The organism is Hymenobacter sp. DG01, assembly GCF_006352025.1.
Lineage (GTDB): Bacteria > Bacteroidota > Bacteroidia > Cytophagales > Hymenobacteraceae > Hymenobacter.
The window spans coordinates 1,769,957-1,793,893 of record NZ_CP040936.1; the positions used below are offsets into that span (position 1 = coordinate 1,769,957).

A 23,937-nucleotide genomic window follows, 5' to 3' on the forward strand; every position below is an offset into this window, starting at 1 on the left:
TAGTACGAAGATCCGGGGGCGTACGGTGAGGTTCAGCGGGCGTTTCTGAAAGCCCGGCCCTACCCCCTGCCGCCGGCCTAACCCCGGAACTCACCCAGGATTTTCTGTATCTGAAAGCGGAATGTCAGCCGGTGCATGTGCCCGGCACCACTATTTCCTACACTGGAGGCTACAGGGCTCCGGAAGAGGCCATCGGAAGCAGCGCCTACCGCAGGCTATATACTCGCTCGATTATCTCAACCACTTTCAGTCCTTCCAGGGCATTGGTAGTGGCGTGGGCGCCGTTGCGCAGGGTATCTATTACGTTTTCGATAACCTGCACGTGGTTGGCGGCACTGCCCTGGTAGGCGCCGTAGCTGTTGGCGGGGTTGGTGGGCGGCAGTGGGGGTAGCTGGTAGTCGCGCAGATGGCAGTACTCTACCTTATCCAGGTACTGCCCCCCAATGCGCAGACTGCCGTGCTCGGCCACTACCGTCAGGGAGCTTTCCAGGTTCCGGTCCCACACGGCGGTGCTGTACTGCAGCGTACCGCTACCTCCGCGCACAAGGTCAAAGGTTACCAGCCCGCTATCCTCAAAATCGGTGAGGCCCTGGTGGTTGAAGTTGCGGAAACGGGCCGAAATATTGGTTACGTCGCCGAATACCCAGTAAAGCAGGTCCACGAAGTGGCTGAACTGGGTGAAGAGGGTACCGCCATCCTGGGCCTGGGTGCCACGCCAGCCGCCGGGGCGGTAGTAACGGGCGTCGCGGTTCCAGAAGCAGTTCAGCTGCACCAGGTACACCGGACCCAGACGGCCTTCCTCATACACTTGCTTTAGCCAGGTGGCCGGGGGCGAATACCGGTTCTGCATCACCCCAAACGCCAGGCGGCCGGTTTGCGCAGCCATACGCACAATGGCCTCCGCATCGGCCGTGCGCAGGGCAATGGGCTTCTCAATAACCACATGAAGGCCGTGGCGCAGGCCAGCTATAGCCTGGGGCGCATGCTGGTCATTTGGTGTAGCTATAGTCAGCACATCGGCCTGAAGCTCAGCGGCGAAATAGGCTTCAAGGGAAGAATAGAAGGGCACGCCCGGAAACTCCAAGGCCAACTCGGGAGCCAGCGCCGCGCACGTATCAACCAGGGCTACTAGCTGCGCGCGAGCGTGCCGGGCCACCAGTGCCGCATGCCGCCGCCCGATGTGGCCCACGCCACAAATTACAAACCGCACGGCCCCAGCGCCGCCAGACTCAGATACTACTTGGGATAACACGGCCGCAAGCTGCGAAAAAACGGCGTTTATTTCGGGCAAAACAAAGCCCGAAGTACCATTTCTGGTTTCTTTGGGCTTTGTTTCCTTCGGAGCAGGACCGCCTGGGCAGCTTACAGCAACCGCTTCAGCTCATTGAAATTGTTGTTGCTGACGCTCTTACCCGTGCAGCCCAACTGCTGGGCGCTGCGCTGAATGTTCTGGATGCGGGAGCCGGGGTTGGGGTGGGTGCTCAGAAACTCGGGGGTGCCCGCCGCACCCTGCTTTTCGGCTTTGATGAAGAAGCCGGCGGCCCCGTCGCAGGAGTAGTAGCGGGTGCCGTTCAGGTAAATAGTAGAATACTTATCGGCTTCGGTTTCAAAGCCGCGGCTGAACTTGAGCTGCCCCAGGCCGGCTGCAATCTGCACCAGCTGGTTGGAGGAGCGGTTGCCTAGCAGCAGGCCCAGCAACAGACTGGTACCATATTGCTGCTGCAGCTGCTGGGTGCTGTGGCGGCGGTCGGCGTGGGCAATTTCGTGGCCCAGCACCCCGGCCAGCTGGTTTTCATTATCCAGAAACTTGATCAGCCCCGAAAACACGTAAATGTGGCCGCCGGGGGTAGCAAAGGCGTTCTGGGTCTGGTCGTCTTTAATGATCTGCACATCCCACGGAAACTGGGTGCGGTACTTGATATTGCCATTGTCGAGCACGCGTTTTACTACCCCATCGAGCAGCTGATAAGCCCGGGGGTTGCGGGAGCGTTCCAGCAGCTGGCCCTTGGCGCGGTAGAGCGAGTCGGTTTGTTTGGCTACCTGAGCTCCCAGGGCAATATCCTGGTTGATGGAGAACAGGTTCAGGCCCTGGGCCGGCTTGTTCACGGCCGCTGTGGTCAGGCCGGCCACTGCGGCCAGCGGAAGGAGAATGGTCAGGAAGGTACGACGCATGGTAAAAGAGGGGAAACGGAATAGAAGAACTACTACGCAGAAAAGAAAAAACAGTGCCAGCATCAGGCCAACCCGGCCTTAGCCCGCACCTTGGGCCCACTCCCGCACCACGGCTGCCACGTAGGCCACCTGCTCGGGGGCCAGGGTAGGATGAATGGGCAGAGATAATACCGTACGGCACAGGCGCTCAGCCACCGGAAACCGGCCGGGCTGGTAGCCCAGGTAGGCATAGGCCGGCTGGGCGTGTACGGGCAGAGGGTAGTACACGGTGCTGGGTACCCCACGAGCGGCCAGGTACTGCTGCAGGGCGTCGCGGCGGCCGGGCTCATCGACCACCGTAACCGTGTACTGATGAAACACATGCGTGCTGCGCGGGTCCCGGGCCGGCACCTGCACGCCGGGCACGGCGGCCAGGGCAGCATCGTACTGGGCTGCTACGCGCTGACGGGCGGCAGTCCACTCGGGCAGGTAGCGGAGCTTCACCCGGAGCAGGGCTGCCTGCAGGGTATCGAGGCGGGAGTTAAGACCGATGTGCTCGTGGTGATACTTGCGGGTTTGGCCGTGGTTGGCCAGTTGGCGGAGGGTAGCGGCGCGCCGGGCATCCTGGGTCAGCAGGGCGCCCCCGTCGCCAAAGCCACCGAGGTTTTTGCTGGGAAAAAACGAGGTGGTACCCACCTCCCCCACCGTGCCCGCCCACCATGTTGCGCCCTGGCGGGTAGTAAACCGCGCCCCAATGGCCTGGGCGTTGTCTTCAATCAGGGCTACCCCCTGCTGGTCGGCAAGGGTCCGTAGGGCCTCCAGATCGGCACACTGCCCGAACAGGTGCACGGCCACGATGGCCCCGGTGCGCGGAGAAAGTGCCGCTGCCACGGCGGCGGGGTCGAGGTTAAACGTACCAGGCAGCACATCGGCCGGAACCGGACGCAGCCCCAGCACGGCGGCGGCCTCCAGGGTGGCTACGTACGTGAAGGCCGGCACAATCACCTCGGCGCCCGCGGGCAGCTGCAGGCTCATCAGGGCCAGCTGGAGGGCATCGGTGCCGTTAGCGCAGGGCACTACCTCAGCCCCGCCGAGGTAGGCGCCCAGCTCCTGGGCAAAGGTCGCCACGGCGGGCCCCTGAATGAAAGCAGCTTCCCGGAGGGTATCGGCTAGGGCTACCTGTAGCTCAGCCTGAAGGGGGGCGTGCTGGGCGGCCAGATCCAGCATCTGAATAGGAAGGCGCGAAACGGAAGGTAGCGACACGAAAAATGGCTTGGCGTAGAAGAAGCAGGCATCAAAGATAGAAGGCCGCCCCAAACCCACCGAGCACCGGCGGGGGCGTAACCAGGCAAGCGCGTGTTGCGTTAAGCGGGCTAACGGCTACATCGCAGTAGCCCTATATTCTCTCCCCTTTCACCTATTTGCCATGTTCAGGAAAACTCTCTCCCTGCACGCTCTTTCGGCCCTGCTGCTGTTGGGCGGTGTGGCGGCTACTACCTCCGGCTGCAACCAGAATCAACAAAATGAAGCCTCGGCGGAAGCTGATCAGGCCTACAACGACTTCAAAACCTTTGTGTCGGATACGGAAGCCAAAACCGACGCCGTAGCCTCGGAAGCGGAAGCCGACTACAACCAGGAAACGACCCAGCTCAAAGCCGACTTTGACGCCAAGGTAGCCGCCGTTGATAAATACGCCGACCGTTACGATGATGCCCGGCGGCAGGAAATTGAGGCCCTTCGCACCCGCTACACCACGGCCTACGACAAGCGCGAAATGGCCTGGAAAAGCCGCCCCGGCGCTACCAGCGCCATGTCGGGCCCGGCCAGCACCACGGCCGGTAGCAGCATGAAAATGGGTCAGTACTACAAGCCAACCAACCCGGCGGCCCAGCTTACGGCGGCCAACGCCCGCCAGACCTACGAGGCTTTCGTGCGCGACATCAAGGTCAATGAAAACAAGTACGACATTGACGACTGGCGCAACATCAATGCCGAGTGGCGGGCCCTCGACGAGGCTTATGACAAGGTAAAGAAAGACATCCCGGCCCGCGACTTGGCCGAGATTCAGAAGGAAAAGCTGAAGTACGCGGCCTTCAAATCATATGACAAAGCCGAAGCCCGGGTAGCCCAGGGGGCCGATGCCACGGAGCGCGGGGCCGAAAATGTGGCCGCCGAAACCCAGGATGAGCGCTCGGCTGTGGGCCGCGCTGCCAGCAACACCGCCGCCGATGTAAAAGAGGCCGGCAAAGATGTAAGCCAGGGTGCCGCGAAAGTGGGCAAAAAAGTAGGCGGCGCCGTGAAAGGTGCTTACAAGGAAGTGAAATCGGAGGTTAAAAACACCGACAACGACTAACCCCCCCTGTTTCGGATACAGCGCCGGCTCTTCTTCTGGAGGGGTCGGCGCTGCTGGTTTCAGGGAGTGCCGGGTCTTCTGCCGCTAGCGCAGCTCGGTCAGCAGCCAGTACAATTTCAGGGCATCCAGCTGGCGCAGACTGGGCCGATTGGAGAGCAGGTTCCGCCGCACCTGCTCGCGGCGCAGGCTGAAGGCCACGCGCACGGCCTCACTTAGGCCCCAGCGCTGCAGGCGCAGGGCGGCCCTTAGCAGTTTGGTATCGGCCCCCAGGCCCTCGGCGCGGTACAGCTGCACCAGGTTGCGCACGGCATCGTGGGTTTTCTGCAGGAATACGGGCGCCGGGTCCAGGCCATTGTGCAGCACCGGATTATCCAGGTGTACCACTGGGGCCCCGGCGCGGCGCAGCAACCACCCGAATTTCGTGTCTTCGTGGCCGTAACGGGTCAGGCTCTCATCGAGGCCCAGCTGCCGGAACACTTCCGTCCGGATAAGCAGGTTATTGAGCGTGAGCTGCCCGTGGGGGGCGCGCTGGCGCACGGCAGCCGGCCGGGCTTCGCGCTGGCGGCCGTAGAGCCAGCGGAGCCGCAGCGCTTCTTCTTGGGGCGGCACCGCCTCGTAAGCCGTTCCGCCAGAGAGCACCGGAGCCTTGGTGCGGGCGGCAGCGTAGCGGGCCAAAAAGCGGGTATCGGGTAGCAGACTGTCGTTATCGAGCAGCAGCAGCCAAGGCTGCCGGGCTTCGCCGGCCAATTGGTTTCGGATGGCGGCGCGGCCTACGTTGCGCTCCAGCTCCCGATACTGCACGCCGGGCAGGCAGGCCACTTCCCGGTTTCGCAGCCGGCAGGCTTCCTCCGAGCCGTCGTCGAGGCAGCGGACCTCCACCGGGCCGGGCCAGCCCGCAGTCTGCGCCAGCAATGCGTGCACCAGTGGCCGCACATCGTGGTTGTACACCGGAATCAGCACTGAAAGGCCAGCCATGCTTACTAGGAAAGAATTGGAAAGCAAAAATGCCGAAAGCATTGAATTTTCAGGCATTTCCTCCCGGAACCGAGCAGTAGCCGCATACTGCGGCGGTACATAACGCTTCTTTCCGACAGGTAGTGTAGCGGCGGCACTCGGGCCCGGTTTACAAAGCCAGCTCGAAAGGCGTAACCGCCGAATCCAGCAGCTGTCCTCCTTCGCACTTCAGCACCCGCTGCGGATACTGCCGGATAATCTGGTAGTTGTGTGTGGCCATCAGCACGGCCGTGCCCGCGTTGTTTATTTCCACGAACAGGCGCATGATGCTGTCGGCCACGTCGGGGTCCAGGTTGCCGGTGGGTTCATCGGCCAGCAGCAGCAGGGGCTCGTTGAGCAGAGCCCGCGCGATAACCACGCGCTGCTGCTCGCCGCCCGAGAGCTGATAGGGCATTTTGCCGGCGGCATTGGCCAGCCCTACCCGCATGAGCACCTCCGAGATGCGCTGCTGCTTGCGCGCCTTCCCCGACCAGCCCGTGGCATTCAGTACAAACAGCAGATTATCGGCCACGGAGCGGTCGAACAGCAGCTGAAAATCCTGAAAGATAATACCCAGCTTGCGGCGCAGAAAGGGCACCTTGCTGGTACTGGCAAGTTTGGGCAGCGGAAAACCGGCTACCGTGCCAGAGCCCGCGGGCAGGGGCAAATCGGCGTAGAGGGTTTTGAGCAGAGAGCTTTTGCCCGAGCCCGTACGACCTACCAGGTAGGCAAACTCGCCCTTGTCCAGCGTAAACGTGACCTTCTGCAGCACAGTATTCACGTCCTGCATAATGTAGGCGTCGTGCAGCTCAATAACCGGAGCGGAAGAAGTAGGCATAGCAGTGAAGGTAGGTAAGGCAGCTTAATCCTTAAATAACATTCCGGGCAGCACAGGCACCCTGAGAAGCCCCCGGTGGGGTGCCCGCAGGTTTCCTGCACTACCCGGAACGGTACGGGCAAGCCCGCTAGAGGTCCAGCTTTTGGAGTTTCCCGAACTCAAGGCCCGTAATTACAGCGGCCAGCCCCTCTTCCTTGCCCTCCAGCCCGTAGCGGTGCAAATCCTTCAGAGGGCGGTCGGCGCGGAAGTAGGCAATCAGCACGAAGTGCTCATCGCGCAGCTGAATGTAATCCGGAATCTTGGCCTTGCCTTTTACTTTGATGATGTACATGCGCTGTAATGTGGGAAACATGAAGATGTGAAAAATGTGAAAATCTTGTACTGGTAGGCACATTCAACACATTTCCCACATTTCACACATTAAGAATTCACCTTCTTGTGGTCGGCCAGGAAAGTGGCGAGGCCTTTGTCGGTGAGGGGGTGGTTAAGCAGGCCGGTGATTACGTTCAAGGGACAGGTTACCACGTCGGCACCCAGCTCGGCGCACTGAATCAGGTGGGGTACGTGGCGTACCGAGGCGGCCAGCACCTGGGTAGGATAGCCGTAGTTGGAGAAGATATCCACGATCTGCTGAATCAGCTGCAGGCCATCGTGCCCGATATCATCGAGGCGGCCTACGAACGGCGACACATAGGTAGCACCGGCTTTGGCGGCCAGCAGGGCCTGTCCGGCCGAGAAAATCAGGGTGCAGTTGGTTTTGATGCCTTTGTCGGAGAAGTAGCGGATGGCTTTTACCCCGTCGCGAATCATGGGCACTTTCACCACAATGTTGGGGTGCAGCTCGGCCAGGGCCTCGCCCTCCCGGATGATGCCCTCGTAGTCGGTGGCAATTACCTCCGCCGACACGTCGCCGTCCACGATTTCGCAGATCTGCCGGTAGTGGGCCATCACGGCATCGGTGCCTTTGATGCCTTCCTTGGCCATCAGCGAAGGGTTGGTGGTAACGCCGTCGAGCACACCAAGCTCAACAGCTTCCTGAATTTCCTTCAGGTTGGCGGTATCAATGAAAAATTTCATGCGGGTAGATTGGAAACAACGATGCGCGCAAAGCTAATCACGGATTAAACGGATTCTTCGGATTGCGCGGATTTTATACCGTTATGTCAGCGGTGCCCCGTTTGCCAGGGGCTATAAACACAACAAGAGCCTCCTGATAGAAGGCTCTTGTTGGTACTGAGCAGATAAAGAGGCATCCGTGAAGGCCGGACGAACCGTCTGAATCCGTGATAAAAAAAGCGAGCCAAAATCGCACCGCTCAACCACCTACCCTTGCTACCTTCCGGTCCTGGGGGAGTTCAGCAGGAGCTGGTCGTTCTGACTCGCCGGGGCAAAGGTAAGCAGCTATTGCGGCAGAAAGCACACTCCTGCCAGATATTTTTTCACCTAGGCCAGTATCAGCAAGAGTATCAGTTGGTTTAAATTCCCAAACTCCCGGTCTCAACTCCGGCTTAGTGCTTCCAGGCTTTGGTGGCGGCTTTGCTGCGCTTCTTCAGGTCGCGCTTGTAGCCTTCAACTGGCTCCAGCTTGAACAGCAGATCGGCCGGGCCGTGTACTGCCCGCTCCGCATCCTGGTAGCCCGCGAAGCTTACCTGAATAACGGGGGTAGTAGCGGTGGTTGGCAGCAGGTAGTTGCCCTCGGAGTTGGTGCTCACGGAGCGTTCCTTTTCTCCCAGTACCATCACGGTGGCCCCCATCAGGGGTTTGCCCCACTCATCCACCACGTTGCCGGTCAGGGTTCGGGGGGTGGTTTTACCCGGAGCCGCGTTCTGGGGCTGAGCGGGCGGCAGCTGCACCGCTTTGGCCAGGGCATCGGGGGTAGCATCCGGCAGGTGTTGGGCAACTACCGTTGAGGGAATGGTGAGGGCGCCAAGCAGGGACAAGGCCAGTAACGGCAGAGCAGAATCCATAGGAAAAGCAGGTAAGCCAACATCTATAACACTGCTACAAAGTACTATGGACCTTGGATAAGTATAAAGGCAGACCAGCCGCTTTTTGTGACTAGGATTCGTTAGAGAAAATCGTAGGATTATAGGCATACTTCTTCATATTTTCGGCTTTATTCAGCTGTTGCGGCGGTTTGCTAGTTTCACCAAACGGCTTTACTGTGACGTTGCAATCGGATGAAAAAATCTTGCTGTTTAGCCCGGCAGGCCCTTGTAAGCTATGCGGCAAATGACAAGCAAATCCAACGGAGGCGCTTGGGTCAGGATGGATAAGCCCGCAAGAAAAAAGCGGCTGCCAGCAGGGTGGAGTGCGGCAGGTCTGAAATCTGCGCCGTACTTTTGCCCATGCCTCAACAGATTCTCATTCTCGATTTTGGGTCGCAGTACACCCAGCTCATTGCCCGGCGCATCCGGGAATTGAACGTTTACTGCGAAATCCACCCTTATACGCACGCCCCGGACCTCACTGAGGACATCCGGGGCGTTGTGCTTTCGGGCTCGCCCTGTTCCGTGCGCGACGCCGACTCACCCAACCCCGACCTCTCCCGGTACCTGGGGCAGGTGCCCGTGCTGGGCGTCTGCTACGGCGCGCAGCTGCTGGCCCACCAGCAGGGCGGCGAGGTGCTGCCGGCCACCATCCGGGAGTACGGCCGCGCCCGCCTGGCCCGCGTCCACCACAGCTCGCCCCTGCTGCACGGCGTGCCCACCGAGTCGCAGGTGTGGATGTCGCACGGCGACACAATTAAGACGCTGCCCGCCGGCTTCGACATCATTGCCAGCACCCCGGAGGTGGCCGTGGCCGCCTACCAGATTCAGGGCCAGCCCACCTACGGCATACAGTTTCACCCGGAGGTGACGCACTCCTCTGATGGCAAAACCCTGCTCCAGAACTTCGTGGTAAACATCTGCGGGCTGGACCAGAGCTGGACGCCCGAGCACTTTGTGGATAGCATGGTAGAAACCCTGCAGCGCACTATTGGCGAGGAGGATCAGGTAATTCTGGGCCTCTCGGGCGGCGTCGATTCGTCGGTGGCGGCGCTGTTGCTGCACAAGGCCATTGGCAAGCGCCTGCACGGCATCTTCGTGAACAACGGTCTGCTGCGCAAAAACGAGTACGAAGACGTGCTCCATTCCTATAAAGACCTCGGCCTGAACGTGCGCGGCGTGGACGCCTCCCAGGAGTTCTACGATGCGCTGGTCGGCCTCACCGACCCTGAGCTGAAGCGCAAAGCCATCGGCCGCACTTTTATTGAGGTGTTCGACCGGGAAGCTCAAAAGGTAGAGGGCGCCCGCTGGCTGGCCCAGGGTACTATCTACCCCGATGTAATTGAGTCGGTATCGGTGAAGGGTCCGGCCGTGACCATCAAGAGCCACCACAACGTAGGCGGCCTGCCCGAAAAGATGAACCTGCGGATTGTGGAGCCGCTGCGGGCCTTGTTTAAGGATGAAGTGCGCGAGGTAGGCCACACTCTGGAGCTGCCCGAGAACATTCTGCACCGCCACCCCTTCCCCGGTCCGGGCCTGGGCATCCGCATCCTCGGCGACATTACGCCGGAGAAAGTGGACCTACTGCAGCGCGCTGACGCCATCTTCATCAACGGCCTGAAAGACCACGGCCTCTACGACAAAGTGTGGCAGGCCGGCGTGATGTTGCTGCCCGTGCAGAGCGTAGGCGTGATGGGCGACGAGCGGACCTACGAGCGGGTAGTAGCCCTCCGCGCCGTAACCAGCGTGGACGGCATGACCGCCGACTGGGCCCACCTGCCCTATGAGTTCCTGGCTGACGTGTCGAACCGCATCATCAACCAGGTGCGCGGCATCAACCGTGTGGTGTACGACATCAGCTCCAAGCCCCCAGCAACTATTGAGTGGGAATAGAGGATTTATAACCTCAACAGAAAAGGGTAGCGTCTAAACGCTACCCTTTTCTTGTTTTTATACGGATGCTTCTTACTCTAAGCCCATACGCTACTTTACCTCCAGCAGGCCCTGCGCCTCGTAGTGGTAATAAGTACTGTCATTTTTTTCATGTCGGTGCAGGTACTGAAAAAACAGCTGCATTCTCACTTGCTGGTTACCTCTACTTAAGCTTAGGTCTCGGGCCATTTCAATTTCCTGCTTCGGATTACGCCCGTACACCCCAGCTAGGGAGTCGGCGAGGGCACCGGGCGCTAAGCTGAGCTGAAAATGCCAGCTTCTATTGCCTTGTTGTCGCTCCAGTATAAGCTCTCGGCCCCTAGCACGAGCCCGAAGGCGCAGCGAGTCGCCGGCCACAATCATTTTCATTAATACACTGTCCTTTTGAATCTCATTATACTCGGGCAAGTTCACGTTATTAATCCAGTAGCGCCCGTAGCCTAACTCCGGGTTGTCGTTATGAGCGACAAAACCGGCCGTAAGCTCTTCGTGCGCCTCATATCGGGCATAAGCACTAACCCGGGTAATGTCACTGACAACAAACACTTGATTTTCTCTCCATTCATCCTGTTGCCATTCGGGTTTGCCCTTTAATGAATCGGGCAGTTGCAGGGAGGCGGCGAACAGGGGTTGTAGCTTATCGACGGCCTCGCGCTTGGCGAAAAAATCGACAATGGACGTAAGCCGCTGCCGCACCGCAAAGGGCAGCTTCGGAACCCGTTGTCCGGCCCCGTCCAGCTTACCATCTTTCAGCAACTTGTACCGGGCGCTGATTTCGCGTAGCTGACTGAGCTGACTGCGTTCGGCTACCGCAAACGCGCCCCAGGGTCCGGCGGCCGACAGCAACGCTACCAGGGCCAAAGAAGCCGGAATCCAGATGATGCCCTGGCCTTTGCGCACCAGAAAGTAGGTAGCCATTACCAGCAGCCAGGCAGCCAGCACCAGCACGAAGTAGCGCTCCTCCGTGATGCCGTAGGCCCGGATGCGGATACCGATGGCCACGGCCAGCAGCCCCAGCAGCGGAAACAGGGCCCGATAAAACCAGCGGGCAAACGTGCGGATCCAGGTGTTTTCGGCGGCGTGGCGGATGGGATGAATCAGGAGCAAAGCCAAAATGCCGGCTACCGCCAAGGCCAGCACCAGAATCGAAACCCACCCTTTCGGCAGTTCCCATTGCACCAGAATGCGGCCCAGATAGGCGTAAAGGATGCCTAAGTACAGCACCACCAGCGGCAGCAGCACAAACTGCGTGAACACCTTCAGTCCTTTGGGGTAGGTAGCCTCCTGCTCCAGGGCGGCAAAATCCTGCGGCACCCCGGCCAGGAAAAACCAGGTGTTGAACACCGTTCCCAGCACCGTGAAAAGATGCTGATACAGATACGGGTCCAGTTTTACTTCAAACAGATTCTCGATGGCCAGCAGGGCCAGGGCACATCCCACAAACAGCACCCCAGAGTAAAGACCGGCGGTAAGAATGCGCAGGAATAGGGTTTCGTTGTAGCGCCAGAAGCCGGGCGTATCGGCCTCGCGGCGCAGTTCCGGCAGGTAAGGCACCACCGCTACCAGCAGGTGCGAAGCCACCAGCAGCACGAACAGCCGCAGCCTCCACACACTATTTGGGGTAGCGGGGCAGACCACATACCAGCCTACCAGCAGCAACACTACCCCTCCGGCAGCGGCCAAGCGCCAGCCGCCGGGCCAGCGGTATCGCTCGGAGGCCAGGGCCACAGCCAGGGTGAGCGTGAGCCCCAGCACCGCCGTAGAAAGCGCCGGAAACAGCCAGTCGAGTTTGGCCTCCTCAGCATAGGGTAGGCGCTGCGTGTAGATGCCCACGCCGCAGAGAACAAAGGCGCAGAGCAGAGTGAGCGGAAAGCGCCGAAGCACTGTGGTAGCCTCGGATACCAGATGCTGCAGGGAAGGAAGCTTCATGAGTCACATGGAATAAGTGCGCCAAGAAACGGCTTTTCTGTTGAGCTGCCTACCCCCTACTGCCGGGCTTACTCATTTGGCTGCAGAAGCGCTTCCACCTCCAGCAACAGGGCTGTGTTTTCCAGAATGTCGCGCAGCTGGGTCAGCTCAATCAGGGTGAACACCAGAGCCAGCTTGGCGGCCGAGGTGCGCAGGGCAATGCACCGGGCCTCCGGGTCGCGGGTGCAGAGGCAGTGCTGCTGCCAGGCTGCGCTTACTACCCCCCGAAACTCCTGAAACTCGGCCCCCGTGGCGGCTATGGCCACGTTGCCAAAGCACAGGTGCAGATGGCGCGTGCGCGGGCACCGGGCGCAATATCCGAACTCGTTATGATGAAAAAACTGAGCCATAGGAAAGCAGTTGCCTGAATGATTTACTGTCGCAAGTATAACTATTTAGAATAATTATAAATAAAAATCACACTTCTAATTCCCAGCTTTCCAGCCCTAAGCTCCTTCGTATGGTGTCGGCAATACACCGTTCAGCTGGCCGTGTTACTGCTTTTCTGCGTAGAATGGGCTTCCTGTGTTGCTCCCCTCGCGCCCGCCTCTATGAAACGACCTTCCTTCCGTCAGCTCCTGTCCCTCACGGTGTTGGGGCTGCTGCTGGGGGTAGTGACGGGCGCCTGGCTGCTGGGCACGCGCTGGGGGCAGCGCCAGGTGGAGCAGCTCATTCGGCAGCGGCTGCGCCAACACTCCGATTTGGTGGTGGCTCCGTTTACGGTGGAGCTGTCGGTGCTGCGCCACTTTCCGCACCTGACGGCTTCCGTGCATCACCTGGCTCTTACCGATACTTCCTACGGCCGGGCCGTGCCGGTGCTGCGCATTGGGCGGGCCGATATGCGGGTGGAGCTGGGGCAGATCTGGCGCGGCAAGTTCCGGGTGAGCCACCTGACCCTGCAGGACGGCGACTTCCGGCAGTTCACCGATTCGCTGGGCCACGACTGGGGCCTGCGGGGGAAAGGGCCGCGCCGTGCTACCCCCCAGGGCCCGCCCAACTTCGACCTGGACTCGCTGGTGCTACTGAACGTGCGCGTTACGGACCGAAACGAATTACACCACAGTGGTTTTTCGGCCTACGTGCGCAATGGCCGCCTGACGGTGCGGGCCCGCTGGGGGGTAGGCCACACCAGCGGCCGGCTGGATGGGCAGCTGGAATACCTCCGCAGCGGGCGCGGCAACCTCTTCACCCAGGAGCCCATTGTGGCCCTGGTGCGCTACCGCTATGATTTCCGCCGACGTGAAGGCACCTTCCTCCGGACGCGGGCTACCCTCAACGGTGACACCGTACTGGTAAACGGTACGCACCGGGGCGCTGGACCCGGTGAGTCGCGCGGTACCCGCCTGAACCTGCGCTTTCAGGGCACGCAGCCTTTGCTGGAGGTGCTGCACGTAGCCTTGCCCCCTGGGCTGCAGCGCTACCTGAAAGGAGCCCGCAGCCCCAGTCGGGCGAGTATCTGGTACACCATTCGGGGCGTGAGCGGGCCTACCACCCGGCCGCGCACGGTGCTGCGGTTTGCCCTGCGTGGGGCCCAGGTGCAGTGGGCCGACTCGGCCCGCCGAATTCAGCGCTGGGATGCGCGCGGCATCTTCGACAACGGCCCCGAGCACTCGCCCCGCTCTACCTACCTTGCCTTCAGCCACTGTAAAATCTACTCCAAGGCCGGCCAGCTAGACGCAGCCCTCACCGTGCGCGACTTCACGCGGCCCCACCTGCTGGGCCATGTGCGGGGCCGCACCGAGCTGCAAACCCTGGCTGCCGTGGTGGCGCCCCGCCTCTGGAAAGCCCGCCGCGGCGAAGCGGCCCTCGACCTGCGCCTGGATGGTGCGGTGCCCGAAATTCCGGACCGCCAGACCCGCCGCACCCTCCGCCCGGATACCCTCCTACCCCTGCTGCGGGCCCAAGGCACCGTGCGGCTGGAGCGGGCTTCCTTTACTATTCCGGGCCGGCAGGCCTCCATGACCAACCTCAACGTGCTGGTGCGCCTGCACGACAGTGTGTGGGCCCTGGAAAACCTAACCGGGCGACTTAATGGCATGCAGGTACGGGCCAACGCCACCACCACTCACCTGCTGGCTTACTTCAGCGGGCAGCAGCCCGTTACTACTATCCGAGGGTCGTTTGGGGTTGATGCGCTGGACTTAAGAGAGTTGCGCCGCCTGCTGGCCCCGCCGGGCGGGCGGGCCCGACTGGCCAAGGCCCGACGGCCGGACTACACCCCCAATCAGCAGCTGGCCGCGCAGGTGCTGAATTTCCTACCCTCCGGTCTGCACCTGAACATCCGGCTGCACTGCGGGCAGCTGGTAGTGGCCTCCGATACCCTGCAGCACTTGGCGGCCACCGTGCGCCACGACGGGCAACGGGTGCAGCTGACGGACTTGCAGGGCCGCATGTGGGGCGGCGACCTGAAAGGGGTCGTCAGCTGGCCGACGGATACGCTGAACCTGCAGCCGGTGGCGGCGCAGCTGGCCGTGCACTTCCGTACCCTGCGCTACCACGAGCTGCTGACCCGCATCACGCGCCCTTCCCGCCGCGACCCGGCCGCGCCCGCAGCGCCTACCCTGCGCGAAGTGCTGCTGGCGGCCAACGGGCAGGGCCTTATATCCATCGACCGGCTGGTATTTTCGGAAGGTGAGCAGTTCACCAATCTGCGGCTGCGGATTGATAAAACCGGGCCCCGTTTCCTGATTCCGGCCCTCACCTTTGGCATCAGTCATGGGGGTAGCGGGCGGCTCAGCGGCAGCGCAGAACTGCGGGGCAGTCAGCTCACCAATATGAGCGCCGATATCAACCTGCACTACGCCAGCCTGAATGTGCAGCACCTGCTGCGGCTCCTGACGGGCCTGAGCTCCGGGGCGGCCAAGCCCACGGCCGCTGGCCTTACCCCTGCGTCCCGCCCCAACCACCCCCAGGACTCACCGTTTCTGGATGGCACCGTTACCGGCCGGGTGCGCGTAACGGCCAACCAGATGCAGTATGGCAATCTGCGGGGGCAGCAATTCCGCCTACTCAGCACCTTGCAGGCCGGGCAGGTGCAGGTAACCGAGTGTAGTTTGCAGGCGCTGGAGGGGTCGGTGCACCTGCGCGGCACCCTGCGCACCGACGCCGATACGGGCCGCTACCCCCTGCACACCCAGGTAAGGCTGCGCAACATCCACTTACCCAAGATGTTTGAGCTGGCTACCGCGCTGGGGCTTGATGTGTTGGGTCCGGAGAATATTCGGGGGAGTATGGACTGTGAGGCCGATGTTCACACAGAGCTGGGGGCCACTTTTCTGCCCCAGCTGGCCAAAACCCAGGCCTTTCTGCGCACCGATGTGCAGGAGCTGGAGCTGATTGAGGTAGAAGCGGCCATGCAGGCCCTGAAGATTCTGAGTAGGAAGCGCACCGGCCACCTTTACTTCGAGCCCGTGCAGCCCCGTTTTGTGCTGGACGGCAGCCGCCTGTTGATTCCGAACCTGAGCCTAAGCAGCAACCTGACCGACATGAGCGTTACCGGCGAATACTACCTTACCGGGCGAGCCAACCTGTATGTGGGGCTAAGTCCGCTGCAAGCCCTGTTCGGTAATAATGAGAAGCGCATTGCCCGCATCCGGAGCGGCGAGGCTGAGCAGCGTCCGAGCCGCGGGCTGGTGTATCTGAACCTGCGGCGTGAGCCGGGCCAACCCTACAAAGTGCGTCCTTTCCAGAAGCAGGAGCAGCAACTTCTGCAGCAGGAACTGCACCGCGAGTACCAGCAACTGCTGCTGCGCCAGCCCCTGGATACTACCCTGCGCCTGCTGCAGTAGCAAAAGCGCCGCCGCTAGAACCCTTTCGGTAGGTCAATCCCCCGAATAGTCCGGAACAGGCTGATAGCATTTTGGTCCGTGAGCCCCCCAATATAATCCGTCAGCAAAATAATCTGCTCGTAGGCGGAAGCGCCCTGTTGGTGCCCGATACCGCGAAATTGCTCGGGTAGCAGTTGTACCACTTTCCGGGAACGGGGACTTTCCTGGGGGTCGAAGGTGGCGTGCAGGAAGGCATCGAGCAGGCCGGCCATCACCTCGAAGCCTGCCGCCTCAATCTCCAGCACCGGCCGGCTGCGGTAGAGGTGTTCCTTAGTAAGCTGATGAATGTGCTGCAGCTGGTCCCAGCAGTCGAGCTGCTGCACCAGGGGCTCATCGGAGCGGCCCCGGAGCAGGTCGTCGGCGCGGTCGGCGAACAGGCGGGCGGTTTGCTGCACGAGGCGGTTGATGAGGCGGGCGCGCAGGTAGCCCAGCTCCTCGCGCCAGTCGCGCCATTCCAGGGAGCCCCGCCGACCAGGCGCGTCGCCGAGCATTTCGCGCAGCACCCGTAGCCCTGTTTCGCACGGAATCAGCCCCAGCTTCAGCCCGTCTTCAAAATCAATGATACGGTAGCATAAGTCATCCGCGGCTTCTACCAGAAAAGCTAGCGGGTGGCGGTGGTAGAAGCCACCGAGCTGGGTACCGGGCGGCTTGGGCAGCAGCCCCAGTTCGCGGGCTACCTCCTGAAACCGGTCGGCTTCGGTCTGAAAGTAGCCATACTTTTTCTCGCTGGTGCCGCGCGTAAGCGTCGCCTCCTCCACAATAGAAGGCCGCGGATACTTGGTGAATGCGCCGAGGGTAGCATACGTCAGGCCCAGCCCTGCCGAGCCGCTGCTATGGGCCGCATACGTATGGGTCAGCGTACGAAAACCAGCGGCGTTGCCTTCAAACTGCTGCAAATCGGCGCGCTGAGCGGCATTCAGCACGCGCACGAAGGGCTCGGCGGCCGGGCTGCGGAAGTAAGCCGATATGGCATCTTCGCCGGAGTGCCCGAATGGTGGGTTGCCGATATCATGGGCCAGGCAGGCGGCGGCCACGATGTCGCCGAAGTCGCTGTCGAGGTGGGGCAGCTGCCGGGCCAGGTCCGGGGTTTCCTCCAGCAGAAGACGCCCGCCCAACCGCCCCAGGGACCGGCCCACGCAGGCCGTTTCGAGGGAGTGGGTGAGGCGGGTGTGCACGAAATCGGTTTCCGGCAGGGGCATTACCTGGGTTTTGCGCTGCAGCCGCCGAAACGGCGAGCTGAACACCACCCGGTCGTAGTCCTGCACGAAAGCTCCACGCACGGGCGGGGCATCCGTCACGAGGTGAAGCTGAGGTTGCTCGGGGTAGCGGCGGCGGCTAAGCAGCCGCTCCCAGGTCATGGTGGGGGTATCGGGCGAGTCGGGCTGGAGGTGCATCATCAGAAAGGCAAGGTACAAGGCCGGCTTCAATCAGCGGGCCCCTACCCCTCTAAAATCGCGCAACCTGCCTCACTCACTACCGGTCAAGCGAGCTTTCCTGCTCCTGCTGTTGCCCCAGCAGCCGCACGGTAGCGTAGCCCAGCAGCAGAAATACGCCGTAAAGCAGCGTAACGCCCCAGGTGCCGCGGTGCACGGTGGGGTGCAGAATACGCGAAACAATGTCGTAGAACAGGGTGAGAGGGTTGGTCAGCACGTCCCAGCTGTTGAAGCGCAGGTAGCGGCCCAGGTACACCCCGAAGCTGCTCAGCAGCAGGGCCACGGTGGCAAACGCCCAGCCGGCCCACCAGCCCAGGCGGCGCGTAACCAGTAGCTGCATGTCGGTGAGAGAAGCGTAGGCCAGCATCAGCCCGTTCCAAGCACAGCTCAGAATCAGGGCCAGATCGTACCAGTAGGGCACACCTAGGCGGGGCTCCAGGTGAAACAGGTCGGTGAGGATGTAGGGGGCGTTAGGGAAGAACAGCAGCCACACCGCCCCTACCGGCAGCAACACCCTGGCCTTCAGCCGGCCGGCCGTAAGGCCCAGCATAGTGCTCAGCCCAAACGGAATGAGAGCCAGAAACAGGTTCCAGAGCAGGAAAACAAAGGTTATCTTATGCGTCAGGAACACCCGGAAGGTGATGAGCACAACACTCAGCGCCAGGGAGGCACCCAGCACCAGAATCAGGCTGAGGCGCTGGCGCAGCTGAGGAAACGACAAAGTGGCTACTGACATCGACATGCTACCAAGTTCGGAATTTCTAACCGGGGATAGTAACGGAAGGTTGCAGCCACTCATTGCCCTGAGCTCCGGAAACAATTAGCTGGTAGCAAAAAACATCATGTCGAGCTGGTCGAGACATCTCGTGTGCTGACGTTGGATTACTAAGGCAACATCAGCACGCGAGATGTCTCGACCAGCTCGACATGACAGTTCCTCTAGCAACGTCAGCACGCGAGATTCCTCGACCAGCTCGGAATGACGGTTTAGAAATTAGGTAGCCAGCCTCACTCCTACTCCGGCACGCCCCCGGCGGCCCAGCGCAGGGTAGCCTGGGTTTGCGCGTACTTGGACTGCAGCTCCGCCAGCTTCACCCGCGCCGATACCAGACTGGCTTCGCGGGAGTTGATCAGAAACACCGAGCTTTCTCCGTTTTCAAAGCGGATTTGCTCGCCATTGCGCAGTAGCTCGGCGTTGCGCACTACCTGCTCCTGCAAAGCCAACTGCTCGCGCAGGGCCTCCCAGTCGTTGGCTACGCTGCGCACGGTGGTTTGCACCTCGCGGGTATCCTGCTGCAGGTCCAGCTCGGCCTCACGCGTTTTCAGGCGGTTGAGCTGGAGCTTGGCCCGCTCCTGGCGCAACAGCAAGGGGTAGGCAAAGCTCACGCCCAGCTTGTAGTTGTTTTCGAGGTAGCTACCGCTCAGGCTGGCCGGCTTTTCCGGGTTGAAGGGCTGGCCGGCCTGCAGCAGGTTGTAATCGAGGGTGAGCTTGGGCAGCAGCTTGTTGGTGAGCAGGCGCTGCTCTACGCTTAGCTGGCTGATTTTAGCGCGACTTTTCTGCAGGTCCGGATGAATCTGCTGGGCCAGCTGCGCCAGGGCCGCCACCGAATCGGGGGGTAGGGCGCGCCAGTCGGTGGGGCCGGGTAAGGGCTGGGGCACGGCGGCTGGTGGCAGGTCAAGCGGTTGCTGCTGCTCAGACCAGAGGTAGTTGCTCAGCAGCAGAGTAGCGTTGCGAAACTGTACGCGCGCCTGACTAAGCGTGGCCTGGCGGTTCTGCACTTCCGTAAGCGCCTCCACCGAGTCGATGGCGGCCAGGTCGCCGAGTAGCACCCGCTGCCGGATAGCCTGCAAACGCACACTGGCCAGGCCCGTGTTGCGGTCCAGAAGCTGCAGACGCTGGTAGTTCAGGCTCCACTCCCAGTAGTCTTTGGCGGCCTGCAGCAGCAGCTTGTTCAGGGCGCCGCGCCGCTCGGCTTCAGCCAGGCCCTGCAGGGCCTGGGCCTGGCGCACGGCCGCCCGGCGCTCGTCAATCAGCAGCCCCTGGGCCAGCGGCACCGACAGCCCGATGTAGCTCAGGCCGGCCGGCGAGGTGTAGTTTTCGGGGTTGACGTAAGCGCCGACCCCCCGCTCGAAGCCGGCTTTCACATCAAGTCCGTACCACACCGGAATGCGGAGCTGAGTATCCCAGTCATGGAAATACTCCTTGCCCTTGAAGGTTTTGCCGTAGTACTTGCTGGTGGCGGCGGGGTCGAAAAGGCCGCGGGCGTAGCGCACTTCCTGCAGGGCCCGCTCGGGCAGCAACCCGGCCTGCCGCGCCACCGGGTGGCGCAGGGCCACGTAGTTGAGCAAGTCAGTCAGGGTAAACACCTGCCCCGAATCGGGGCGCGGGGCGGTGGGCTGGGCCTGCAGGGGAGCGGCTGCAGCCAGCCACAGCAGCAGGAGCAGCAAGCCCCTACCCCTCCGAATCGGCCCAAAGCTAAGCTGCCTACCCCCATAGAGGCTGGCAACCCGTGTTAGCAGATGCTTCATTTCGCTTCCTCCTCTCCGCCGCTATCGGCACCTTTATCGGCTTTCTTGGCGTCTTTTCCGCCCTTGCCGGCATCGGCGGGCATCCCCACGAAATCGGGTGGGAAGCCGTTGAGCTGGCGCCAGAGCTCATACCAAATCGGCACATCATCCAGCAGGGCCCAGCCATACACGCCCGAGCCTACGCGCAGGGGTTTGGGCCAGGGTTCCAGCTCGGGGTCGGGGGTAACCAGAATGCGGTATTGCCCCTGGGAATCAATGTTATCGATGACGGCCACGCGGCCCCCGAACGTACCGAAGCTGGTGCCAGGCCAGCCGCTAAACACAAGGGCAGGCCAGCCATCGAACTGCAGACGCACCTTGCGGCCCACGCTCAGCAGTGGGATGTCCATGGGTTTCACGTACAGTTCGGCGGCCAGGGCCGGGGCGTTGGGCATTACCGTCACCACGGCTTCACCTTCCTTCACAATTTCGCCCAGACCTTCTTTCAAAGCCCGCACCACATAGCCGTCCTGAGGGGCGGTGATATGGTAGTAGCCCGAGCGGATGCTGAGGTTGGCCAGCTCGTTGCGCAGCTTGGCAATCTGCCCTTCCGAGTCAAACTGGTAGGCCACGGCCGAGCGGCGGTCCGACTCCGACTTGGCCAGCTTGTCCTGATACTCAGCCTGCAGCGAGGACAGCTCCAGCTGGGCATTCACCAGCTCCTGGCGGGAAGCTCCCAGCTTGTTTTCTACGGCTTGGCGCTTGGCGGTGCTTTCCTGAAACTTCAGGCGGCGCTGCTCCAGCTCGGTGAGGCTTTTGAGGCCCTGCTGATACAGCGCTTCCTGGCGCTGCAGCTGCTGGCGGGCAATTTCGAAATCGTTGTTGGCGGCACGCAGCTCGGCCTCGTCGGAGTTTACCTTCAGCCGGGTCTGGGATACTTTGTTGCGGGCCTTGTCGAGGCTCACGCTCAGGCCTTGGCGCAGGGCGTCCTGCTGGGAGCCCAAGGCTACGGTTTTACCCCGGTTTTCTTCCAGAGCCGCAATTTTAGCCGCCAGCTGCTCGCGGGTGCGCTGCAGCAGCTCGGGGTCAAAATACTTTTCCTTGATTTCGGCAATTTCCACCAGCGTATCGCCCTTTTTCACCTGCTGGCCCTCGCGTACACGCCACTGCTGAATGCGGCCGGCAATGGTGCTGGGCACGGTTTGGGGGCGGTCCTGGGGGCGCAGGGTGGTAAGGCTGCCGGTAGAGCGAATGTTCTGGGTCCAGGGCAGGAAGCCGGCCAGAAAAATCAGGACGAATAACCCGCCCAGCCAGCGGGCCAGGGTGCGGCCGGTACTGGGCGTCTGGACGTGCTTAAACGAGTTAAACCGCGCCGTCTGGGGGTTGGTTTCTTCAAGCGGATGTTCAGCAAAAGGCATATTGAATGGTGCTGAGAAGTCGGGAGGGGATAGAAAAAGGCGGCGCTTAAATCAGCTCCCGCAGATCGGACTGTTGCGAGAGGGTAGCAAACGGCCCCTCGGCTACCAGGCGGCCTTCGCGCAGCACGGCCAGGCGGGGGCACAGTTCCAGGGCGCGTACGTCGTTGGAGGCCACTACCACTGTCCAGGGGTGCGCCGGGTTGAGCAGGCGGCTCAGGATGCGCAGGCGCTCGGCGGGCTCCACGCCGGGCAGGAAGGTATCGAGCAGCAACAGGCGGGGACGGCGCACCAGGGCGCGGGCCAGCAGCAGCTTCTGGCGCACGCTATCAGAAAGCGGCGTGCCGATGCCGATGCGCGAGTTCAGACCCTGGGACCGGGTGTAGAGGTCGTCGCGCAGGCCCACCAGCTCCAGGGCCCAGGCCACATCCTCGGGGTTGATGCTGGCCTGGTCGAGGGTTATGTTCTGCAGCAGAGTGCCTTCAAACAGGTGCTGGTGGGAGATGTTGTCGCCGACGTGCAGGCCCAGGGCCTCGCTGGAAATGTCCTGCAGGGGTAGGCCGTCGTAGGCAATAACGCCCGTGTAGTCATCGAGCAGGCCGGCCATAATGCGCAGCAGGGTGGTTTTGCCCGAGCCGTCGAAGCCCGCCAGGCCCAGGTGCTGCCCTGGCTCCAGACTCAGGGTTACGTCCTGAATGGGTTGCTTGGTGCTGCCGGGGTAGCTGTAGGCAAGGCGGCGCACTTCTACGCGCAGCCCCGCGTCAATATCAGGCAGAGGCAATGCTACCCCCTGGCGCGCGGGCAGCACGGGCAAATCCAGTACGTGCCCGATTTTGTCGAGCGAAGTCAGGGCATCGTACACTACGTCCAGCTTCAGCAGCACTTTCTCCACGGCCGAAATGGTCAGAATAATCACGATTTCAGCGGCCACGAACTGCCCGATGTTGATTTGCTTGCTGATCAGCAGCCAGCAGCCCAGAATCAGCAGGGCCGCCGTAATGAGGGTTTTGAAGGCCACGAAGCCCCAGAACTGAGTTACCAGCACCCGGAAGTGACTCTGGCGGGCCGTCAGGTAGCCTTCCACCAAGTTATCGGTGCGGTTAAGCGCCATTTGCTGGCGCGGAGCGTGCCGGAAGGTGTGCACCGTGCGGGCCACGTCTTCCAGCCAGGCTACCACCCGGTACTTGTACTTCGACTCCGTAAGGCTGGACTCGAGGCCGTTGGGGCCGGTGAAGCGCACCATCAGGGCCAGCAGGAAAATCAGCAGCAGCCCAAAGGCGATAAAGACGTAGTGGTAGAGGGAAAGCAGAATCAGGCCAAACAGAATTTGAATGGCAGCGGCCGTAAACTCTACCAGCAGCGTGGAGAGGCCCTTTTGCAGGGTAGGGGTATCGAGCAGGCGGTTAACCAGCTCCGGCAGGTACTGGCCGTTCAGCGACTCAGTCCGCACCCGGGGCAGGCGCACGGCAAAATCAAAGCTGATGCGGGCAAACAGGCGCTGCTGAATGTACTCGACCAAGTGGAGCTGCATCACCTGCAGGGCGCCCACCACAAACGTCCCGAACACAATAAAGCCGATGAGTACCACCAGGGAGGTGCTCACGTCGCCGCTGCTCACAAACCCAATTACCGACTGCACACCCAGCGGCAGGGTAAGGCTGATGAGGCCCGCCAGGGCCGCGTACACGTAGAGGTAAATAATGTCGCGGCGCTCGGCAGACACCAGGCGCAGCAGGCGCTGGCCCGGCGTAAGCGAAGATTCAGAATGCTCGGCCATGAATACAAAGAGGGTTGAGGTGCAAAGAGGGGGTAGGAACCAGAGCGGACTCAGGCGGGCTGGGGCGGGTGCAGGGCCCCGAACAGCAGCCCTTCCAGAAAGCAGTAGATGCGCTGCTCGGTGGTGTTGGCGGAGGTATCAGTGAGGGAGGGCAGGTGCCGGGCAAAAAAGAGCTGCTTCTGGGCCGCTTCTACCAGGGTACTGACCAGGGCATGGGGGTGGGCATAGGTGGGGCTCAGCTCCTGTACCACGCGGGCTATATCGGCCACCAGGTACTTGTACTCCCGGAATAGGCCGGCCTGGTTGTCCTCATCCACGCCGTGGGTGAGGTAGGCCTTCGAGGACTCCCGCACCACAATGCGGTAGAGGGCGGCCTCGTCCAGGTCAGTGGTAGTAGGGTCGTCGCGGTGGGCCCGGGTCAGAATTCCCAGAATCAGGCGCAGGCGCTGGGCCGCGGCAGGTACGTTGTGGGTATGAAACCGGATTTGGAACCGCAGCCAGGCCCAGTACCACGACACCAGATAGCCCAACAGGCGGTGCTTGTTTTCGAAGTAGCGGTACAGGGAGGCCTCCGTGGACTCCATGTGCTGGGCCAGCTTGCGGAAAGTAAACCGCTCCAGCCCGATTTCATCAATCAGCCGGATGCTTTCAGCCAGCAAACGGCGGCCCAGCACCGTCTGCTGCGGGTCGCGCAGGTACAGTTTGCAGTTTACTTCTATGCGCAGCGAGGCACTCATACAGGTAGGCGGTCAGC

At 61.6% G+C, this 23,937-nt stretch carries 19 protein-coding genes and 1 other RNA gene; 3 read left to right on the top strand and 17 right to left on the bottom strand.

Annotated features, from left to right (window positions below; all coding sequences use genetic code 11):
- Positions 1-205: 205 nt before the first annotated feature.
- The 3 genes from FGZ14_RS07575 to FGZ14_RS07585 all read right to left on the bottom strand — a co-directional run bounded on the left by FGZ14_RS07575 (position 206) and on the right by FGZ14_RS07585 (position 3,414).
- Positions 206-1,210 carry a Gfo/Idh/MocA family protein gene (locus tag FGZ14_RS07575; protein WP_139922933.1) on the bottom strand — a complete coding sequence of 335 codons (1,005 nt, stop codon included), beginning with the start codon at positions 1,208-1,210 and terminating at the stop codon, positions 206-208.
- A gap of 152 nt (positions 1,211-1,362) precedes the next feature.
- Positions 1,363-2,172, bottom strand: coding sequence for a M48 family metalloprotease (locus tag FGZ14_RS07580; RefSeq protein ID WP_139922936.1), 810 nt, complete (start codon positions 2,170-2,172; stop codon positions 1,363-1,365).
- A 78-nt stretch (positions 2,173-2,250) separates the two neighbouring features.
- A complete protein-coding gene (locus FGZ14_RS07585) occupies positions 2,251-3,414 on the bottom strand; it encodes a DegT/DnrJ/EryC1/StrS aminotransferase family protein (RefSeq protein WP_257883372.1) in 1,164 nt (387 codons plus the stop codon).
- Positions 3,415-3,577: 163 nt separating this feature from the next.
- Here FGZ14_RS07585 and FGZ14_RS07590 point away from each other — a divergent pair, with 163 nt between their 5' ends.
- A complete protein-coding gene (locus tag FGZ14_RS07590; RefSeq protein ID WP_139922938.1) occupies positions 3,578-4,504 on the top strand; it encodes a hypothetical protein in 927 nt (308 codons plus the stop codon).
- Positions 4,505-4,588: 84 nt separating this feature from the next.
- Here FGZ14_RS07590 and FGZ14_RS07595 read toward each other — a convergent pair whose 3' ends face one another.
- From FGZ14_RS07595 to FGZ14_RS07620, 6 genes are all read right to left on the bottom strand, one after another.
- Positions 4,589-5,479, bottom strand: coding sequence for a glycosyltransferase family 2 protein (locus FGZ14_RS07595; RefSeq protein ID WP_180754529.1), 891 nt, complete (start codon positions 5,477-5,479; stop codon positions 4,589-4,591).
- Between the two features lie 148 nt (positions 5,480-5,627).
- Entirely contained in the window at positions 5,628-6,335 is a 708-nt protein-coding gene (locus tag FGZ14_RS07600; RefSeq protein WP_139922942.1) for a cell division ATP-binding protein FtsE, read from the bottom strand.
- A 127-nt stretch (positions 6,336-6,462) separates the two neighbouring features.
- Positions 6,463-6,666 carry a fructose-6-phosphate aldolase gene (locus FGZ14_RS07605; protein WP_139926053.1) on the bottom strand — a complete coding sequence of 68 codons (204 nt, stop codon included), beginning with the start codon at positions 6,664-6,666 and terminating at the stop codon, positions 6,463-6,465.
- Positions 6,667-6,755: 89 nt separating this feature from the next.
- Positions 6,756-7,412 carry a fructose-6-phosphate aldolase gene (gene fsa / locus FGZ14_RS07610; protein WP_139922944.1) on the bottom strand — a complete coding sequence of 219 codons (657 nt, stop codon included), beginning with the start codon at positions 7,410-7,412 and terminating at the stop codon, positions 6,756-6,758.
- Positions 7,413-7,624: 212 nt separating this feature from the next.
- Positions 7,625-7,721, bottom strand: an RNA gene (ffs, locus tag FGZ14_RS07615) — signal recognition particle sRNA small type.
- A gap of 122 nt (positions 7,722-7,843) precedes the next feature.
- On the bottom strand, positions 7,844-8,302 hold the full coding sequence (locus FGZ14_RS07620; protein WP_180754530.1) for a carboxypeptidase-like regulatory domain-containing protein: 459 nt from the start codon (positions 8,300-8,302) through the stop codon (positions 7,844-7,846).
- 381 nt (positions 8,303-8,683) lie between these two features.
- On the opposite strand from FGZ14_RS07620, the gene guaA reads away from it, so the two are divergent.
- Positions 8,684-10,216 carry a glutamine-hydrolyzing GMP synthase gene (guaA, locus tag FGZ14_RS07625; RefSeq protein WP_139922948.1) on the top strand — a complete coding sequence of 511 codons (1,533 nt, stop codon included), beginning with the start codon at positions 8,684-8,686 and terminating at the stop codon, positions 10,214-10,216.
- Between the two features lie 90 nt (positions 10,217-10,306).
- Here the strand turns inward: guaA and FGZ14_RS07630 are convergent, their stop codons facing one another.
- Positions 10,307-12,184, bottom strand: a complete 1,878-nt coding sequence (locus tag FGZ14_RS07630; protein WP_139922951.1) for a DUF4153 domain-containing protein — start codon at positions 12,182-12,184, stop codon at positions 10,307-10,309.
- A gap of 68 nt (positions 12,185-12,252) precedes the next feature.
- Positions 12,253-12,573, bottom strand: a complete 321-nt coding sequence (locus tag FGZ14_RS07635; protein ID WP_139922953.1) for a DUF6686 family protein — start codon at positions 12,571-12,573, stop codon at positions 12,253-12,255.
- Positions 12,574-12,774: 201 nt separating this feature from the next.
- Between FGZ14_RS07635 and FGZ14_RS07640 the strand changes: the two genes are divergently transcribed.
- Positions 12,775-16,011 carry an AsmA-like C-terminal region-containing protein gene (locus FGZ14_RS07640; RefSeq protein WP_139922955.1) on the top strand — a complete coding sequence of 1,079 codons (3,237 nt, stop codon included), beginning with the start codon at positions 12,775-12,777 and terminating at the stop codon, positions 16,009-16,011.
- Between the two features lie 14 nt (positions 16,012-16,025).
- Here FGZ14_RS07640 and dgt read toward each other — a convergent pair whose 3' ends face one another.
- The 6 genes from dgt to FGZ14_RS07670 form a co-directional block, all read right to left on the bottom strand.
- Complete coding sequence (gene dgt / locus FGZ14_RS07645) at positions 16,026-17,447, bottom strand: dGTP triphosphohydrolase (protein WP_139922957.1); 1,422 nt, start codon at positions 17,445-17,447, stop codon at positions 16,026-16,028.
- Positions 17,448-17,523: 76 nt separating this feature from the next.
- Positions 17,524-18,225 (bottom strand): DUF1361 domain-containing protein, encoded by a 702-nt coding sequence (locus FGZ14_RS07650; RefSeq protein WP_180754531.1) that lies wholly within the window; start codon positions 18,223-18,225, stop codon positions 17,524-17,526.
- A gap of 272 nt (positions 18,226-18,497) precedes the next feature.
- On the bottom strand, positions 18,498-20,012 hold the full coding sequence (locus FGZ14_RS07655; protein ID WP_139922961.1) for a TolC family protein: 1,515 nt from the start codon (positions 20,010-20,012) through the stop codon (positions 18,498-18,500).
- Complete coding sequence (locus FGZ14_RS07660; protein ID WP_139922963.1) at positions 20,009-21,409, bottom strand: HlyD family secretion protein; 1,401 nt, start codon at positions 21,407-21,409, stop codon at positions 20,009-20,011. The genes FGZ14_RS07655 and FGZ14_RS07660 overlap by 4 nt, the downstream gene beginning before the upstream one ends.
- 46 nt (positions 21,410-21,455) lie before the next feature.
- Entirely contained in the window at positions 21,456-23,183 is a 1,728-nt protein-coding gene (locus FGZ14_RS07665; protein ID WP_139922965.1) for a peptidase domain-containing ABC transporter, read from the bottom strand.
- Between the two features lie 50 nt (positions 23,184-23,233).
- Positions 23,234-23,920 carry a TetR/AcrR family transcriptional regulator gene (locus FGZ14_RS07670; protein WP_139922967.1) on the bottom strand — a complete coding sequence of 229 codons (687 nt, stop codon included), beginning with the start codon at positions 23,918-23,920 and terminating at the stop codon, positions 23,234-23,236.
- Positions 23,921-23,937: the final 17 nt, after the last annotated feature.

Coding starts and splice junctions, on each gene's coding strand:
- FGZ14_RS07580 (WP_139922936.1), bottom strand. CDS start 2,172: ATGCGTCGTACCTTCCTGACCATTCTCCTTCCGCTGGCCGCAGTGGCC.
- FGZ14_RS07670 (WP_139922967.1), bottom strand. CDS start 23,920: ATGAGTGCCTCGCTGCGCATAGAAGTAAACTGCAAACTGTACCTGCGC.
- FGZ14_RS07590 (WP_139922938.1), top strand. CDS start 3,578: ATGTTCAGGAAAACTCTCTCCCTGCACGCTCTTTCGGCCCTGCTGCTG.
- FGZ14_RS07595 (WP_180754529.1), bottom strand. CDS start 5,479: ATGGCTGGCCTTTCAGTGCTGATTCCGGTGTACAACCACGATGTGCGG.
- FGZ14_RS07650 (WP_180754531.1), bottom strand. CDS start 18,225: ATGTCGATGTCAGTAGCCACTTTGTCGTTTCCTCAGCTGCGCCAGCGC.
- fsa (WP_139922944.1), bottom strand. CDS start 7,412: ATGAAATTTTTCATTGATACCGCCAACCTGAAGGAAATTCAGGAAGCT.
- FGZ14_RS07660 (WP_139922963.1), bottom strand. CDS start 21,409: ATGCCTTTTGCTGAACATCCGCTTGAAGAAACCAACCCCCAGACGGCG.
- FGZ14_RS07665 (WP_139922965.1), bottom strand. CDS start 23,183: ATGGCCGAGCATTCTGAATCTTCGCTTACGCCGGGCCAGCGCCTGCTG.
- FGZ14_RS07630 (WP_139922951.1), bottom strand. CDS start 12,184: ATGAAGCTTCCTTCCCTGCAGCATCTGGTATCCGAGGCTACCACAGTG.
- guaA (WP_139922948.1), top strand. CDS start 8,684: ATGCCTCAACAGATTCTCATTCTCGATTTTGGGTCGCAGTACACCCAG.
- FGZ14_RS07655 (WP_139922961.1), bottom strand. CDS start 20,012: ATGAAGCATCTGCTAACACGGGTTGCCAGCCTCTATGGGGGTAGGCAG.
- FGZ14_RS07605 (WP_139926053.1), bottom strand. CDS start 6,666: ATGTACATCATCAAAGTAAAAGGCAAGGCCAAGATTCCGGATTACATT.
- FGZ14_RS07640 (WP_139922955.1), top strand. CDS start 12,775: ATGAAACGACCTTCCTTCCGTCAGCTCCTGTCCCTCACGGTGTTGGGG.
- FGZ14_RS07600 (WP_139922942.1), bottom strand. CDS start 6,335: ATGCCTACTTCTTCCGCTCCGGTTATTGAGCTGCACGACGCCTACATT.
- FGZ14_RS07635 (WP_139922953.1), bottom strand. CDS start 12,573: ATGGCTCAGTTTTTTCATCATAACGAGTTCGGATATTGCGCCCGGTGC.
- FGZ14_RS07620 (WP_180754530.1), bottom strand. CDS start 8,302: ATGGATTCTGCTCTGCCGTTACTGGCCTTGTCCCTGCTTGGCGCCCTC.
- dgt (WP_139922957.1), bottom strand. CDS start 17,447: ATGATGCACCTCCAGCCCGACTCGCCCGATACCCCCACCATGACCTGG.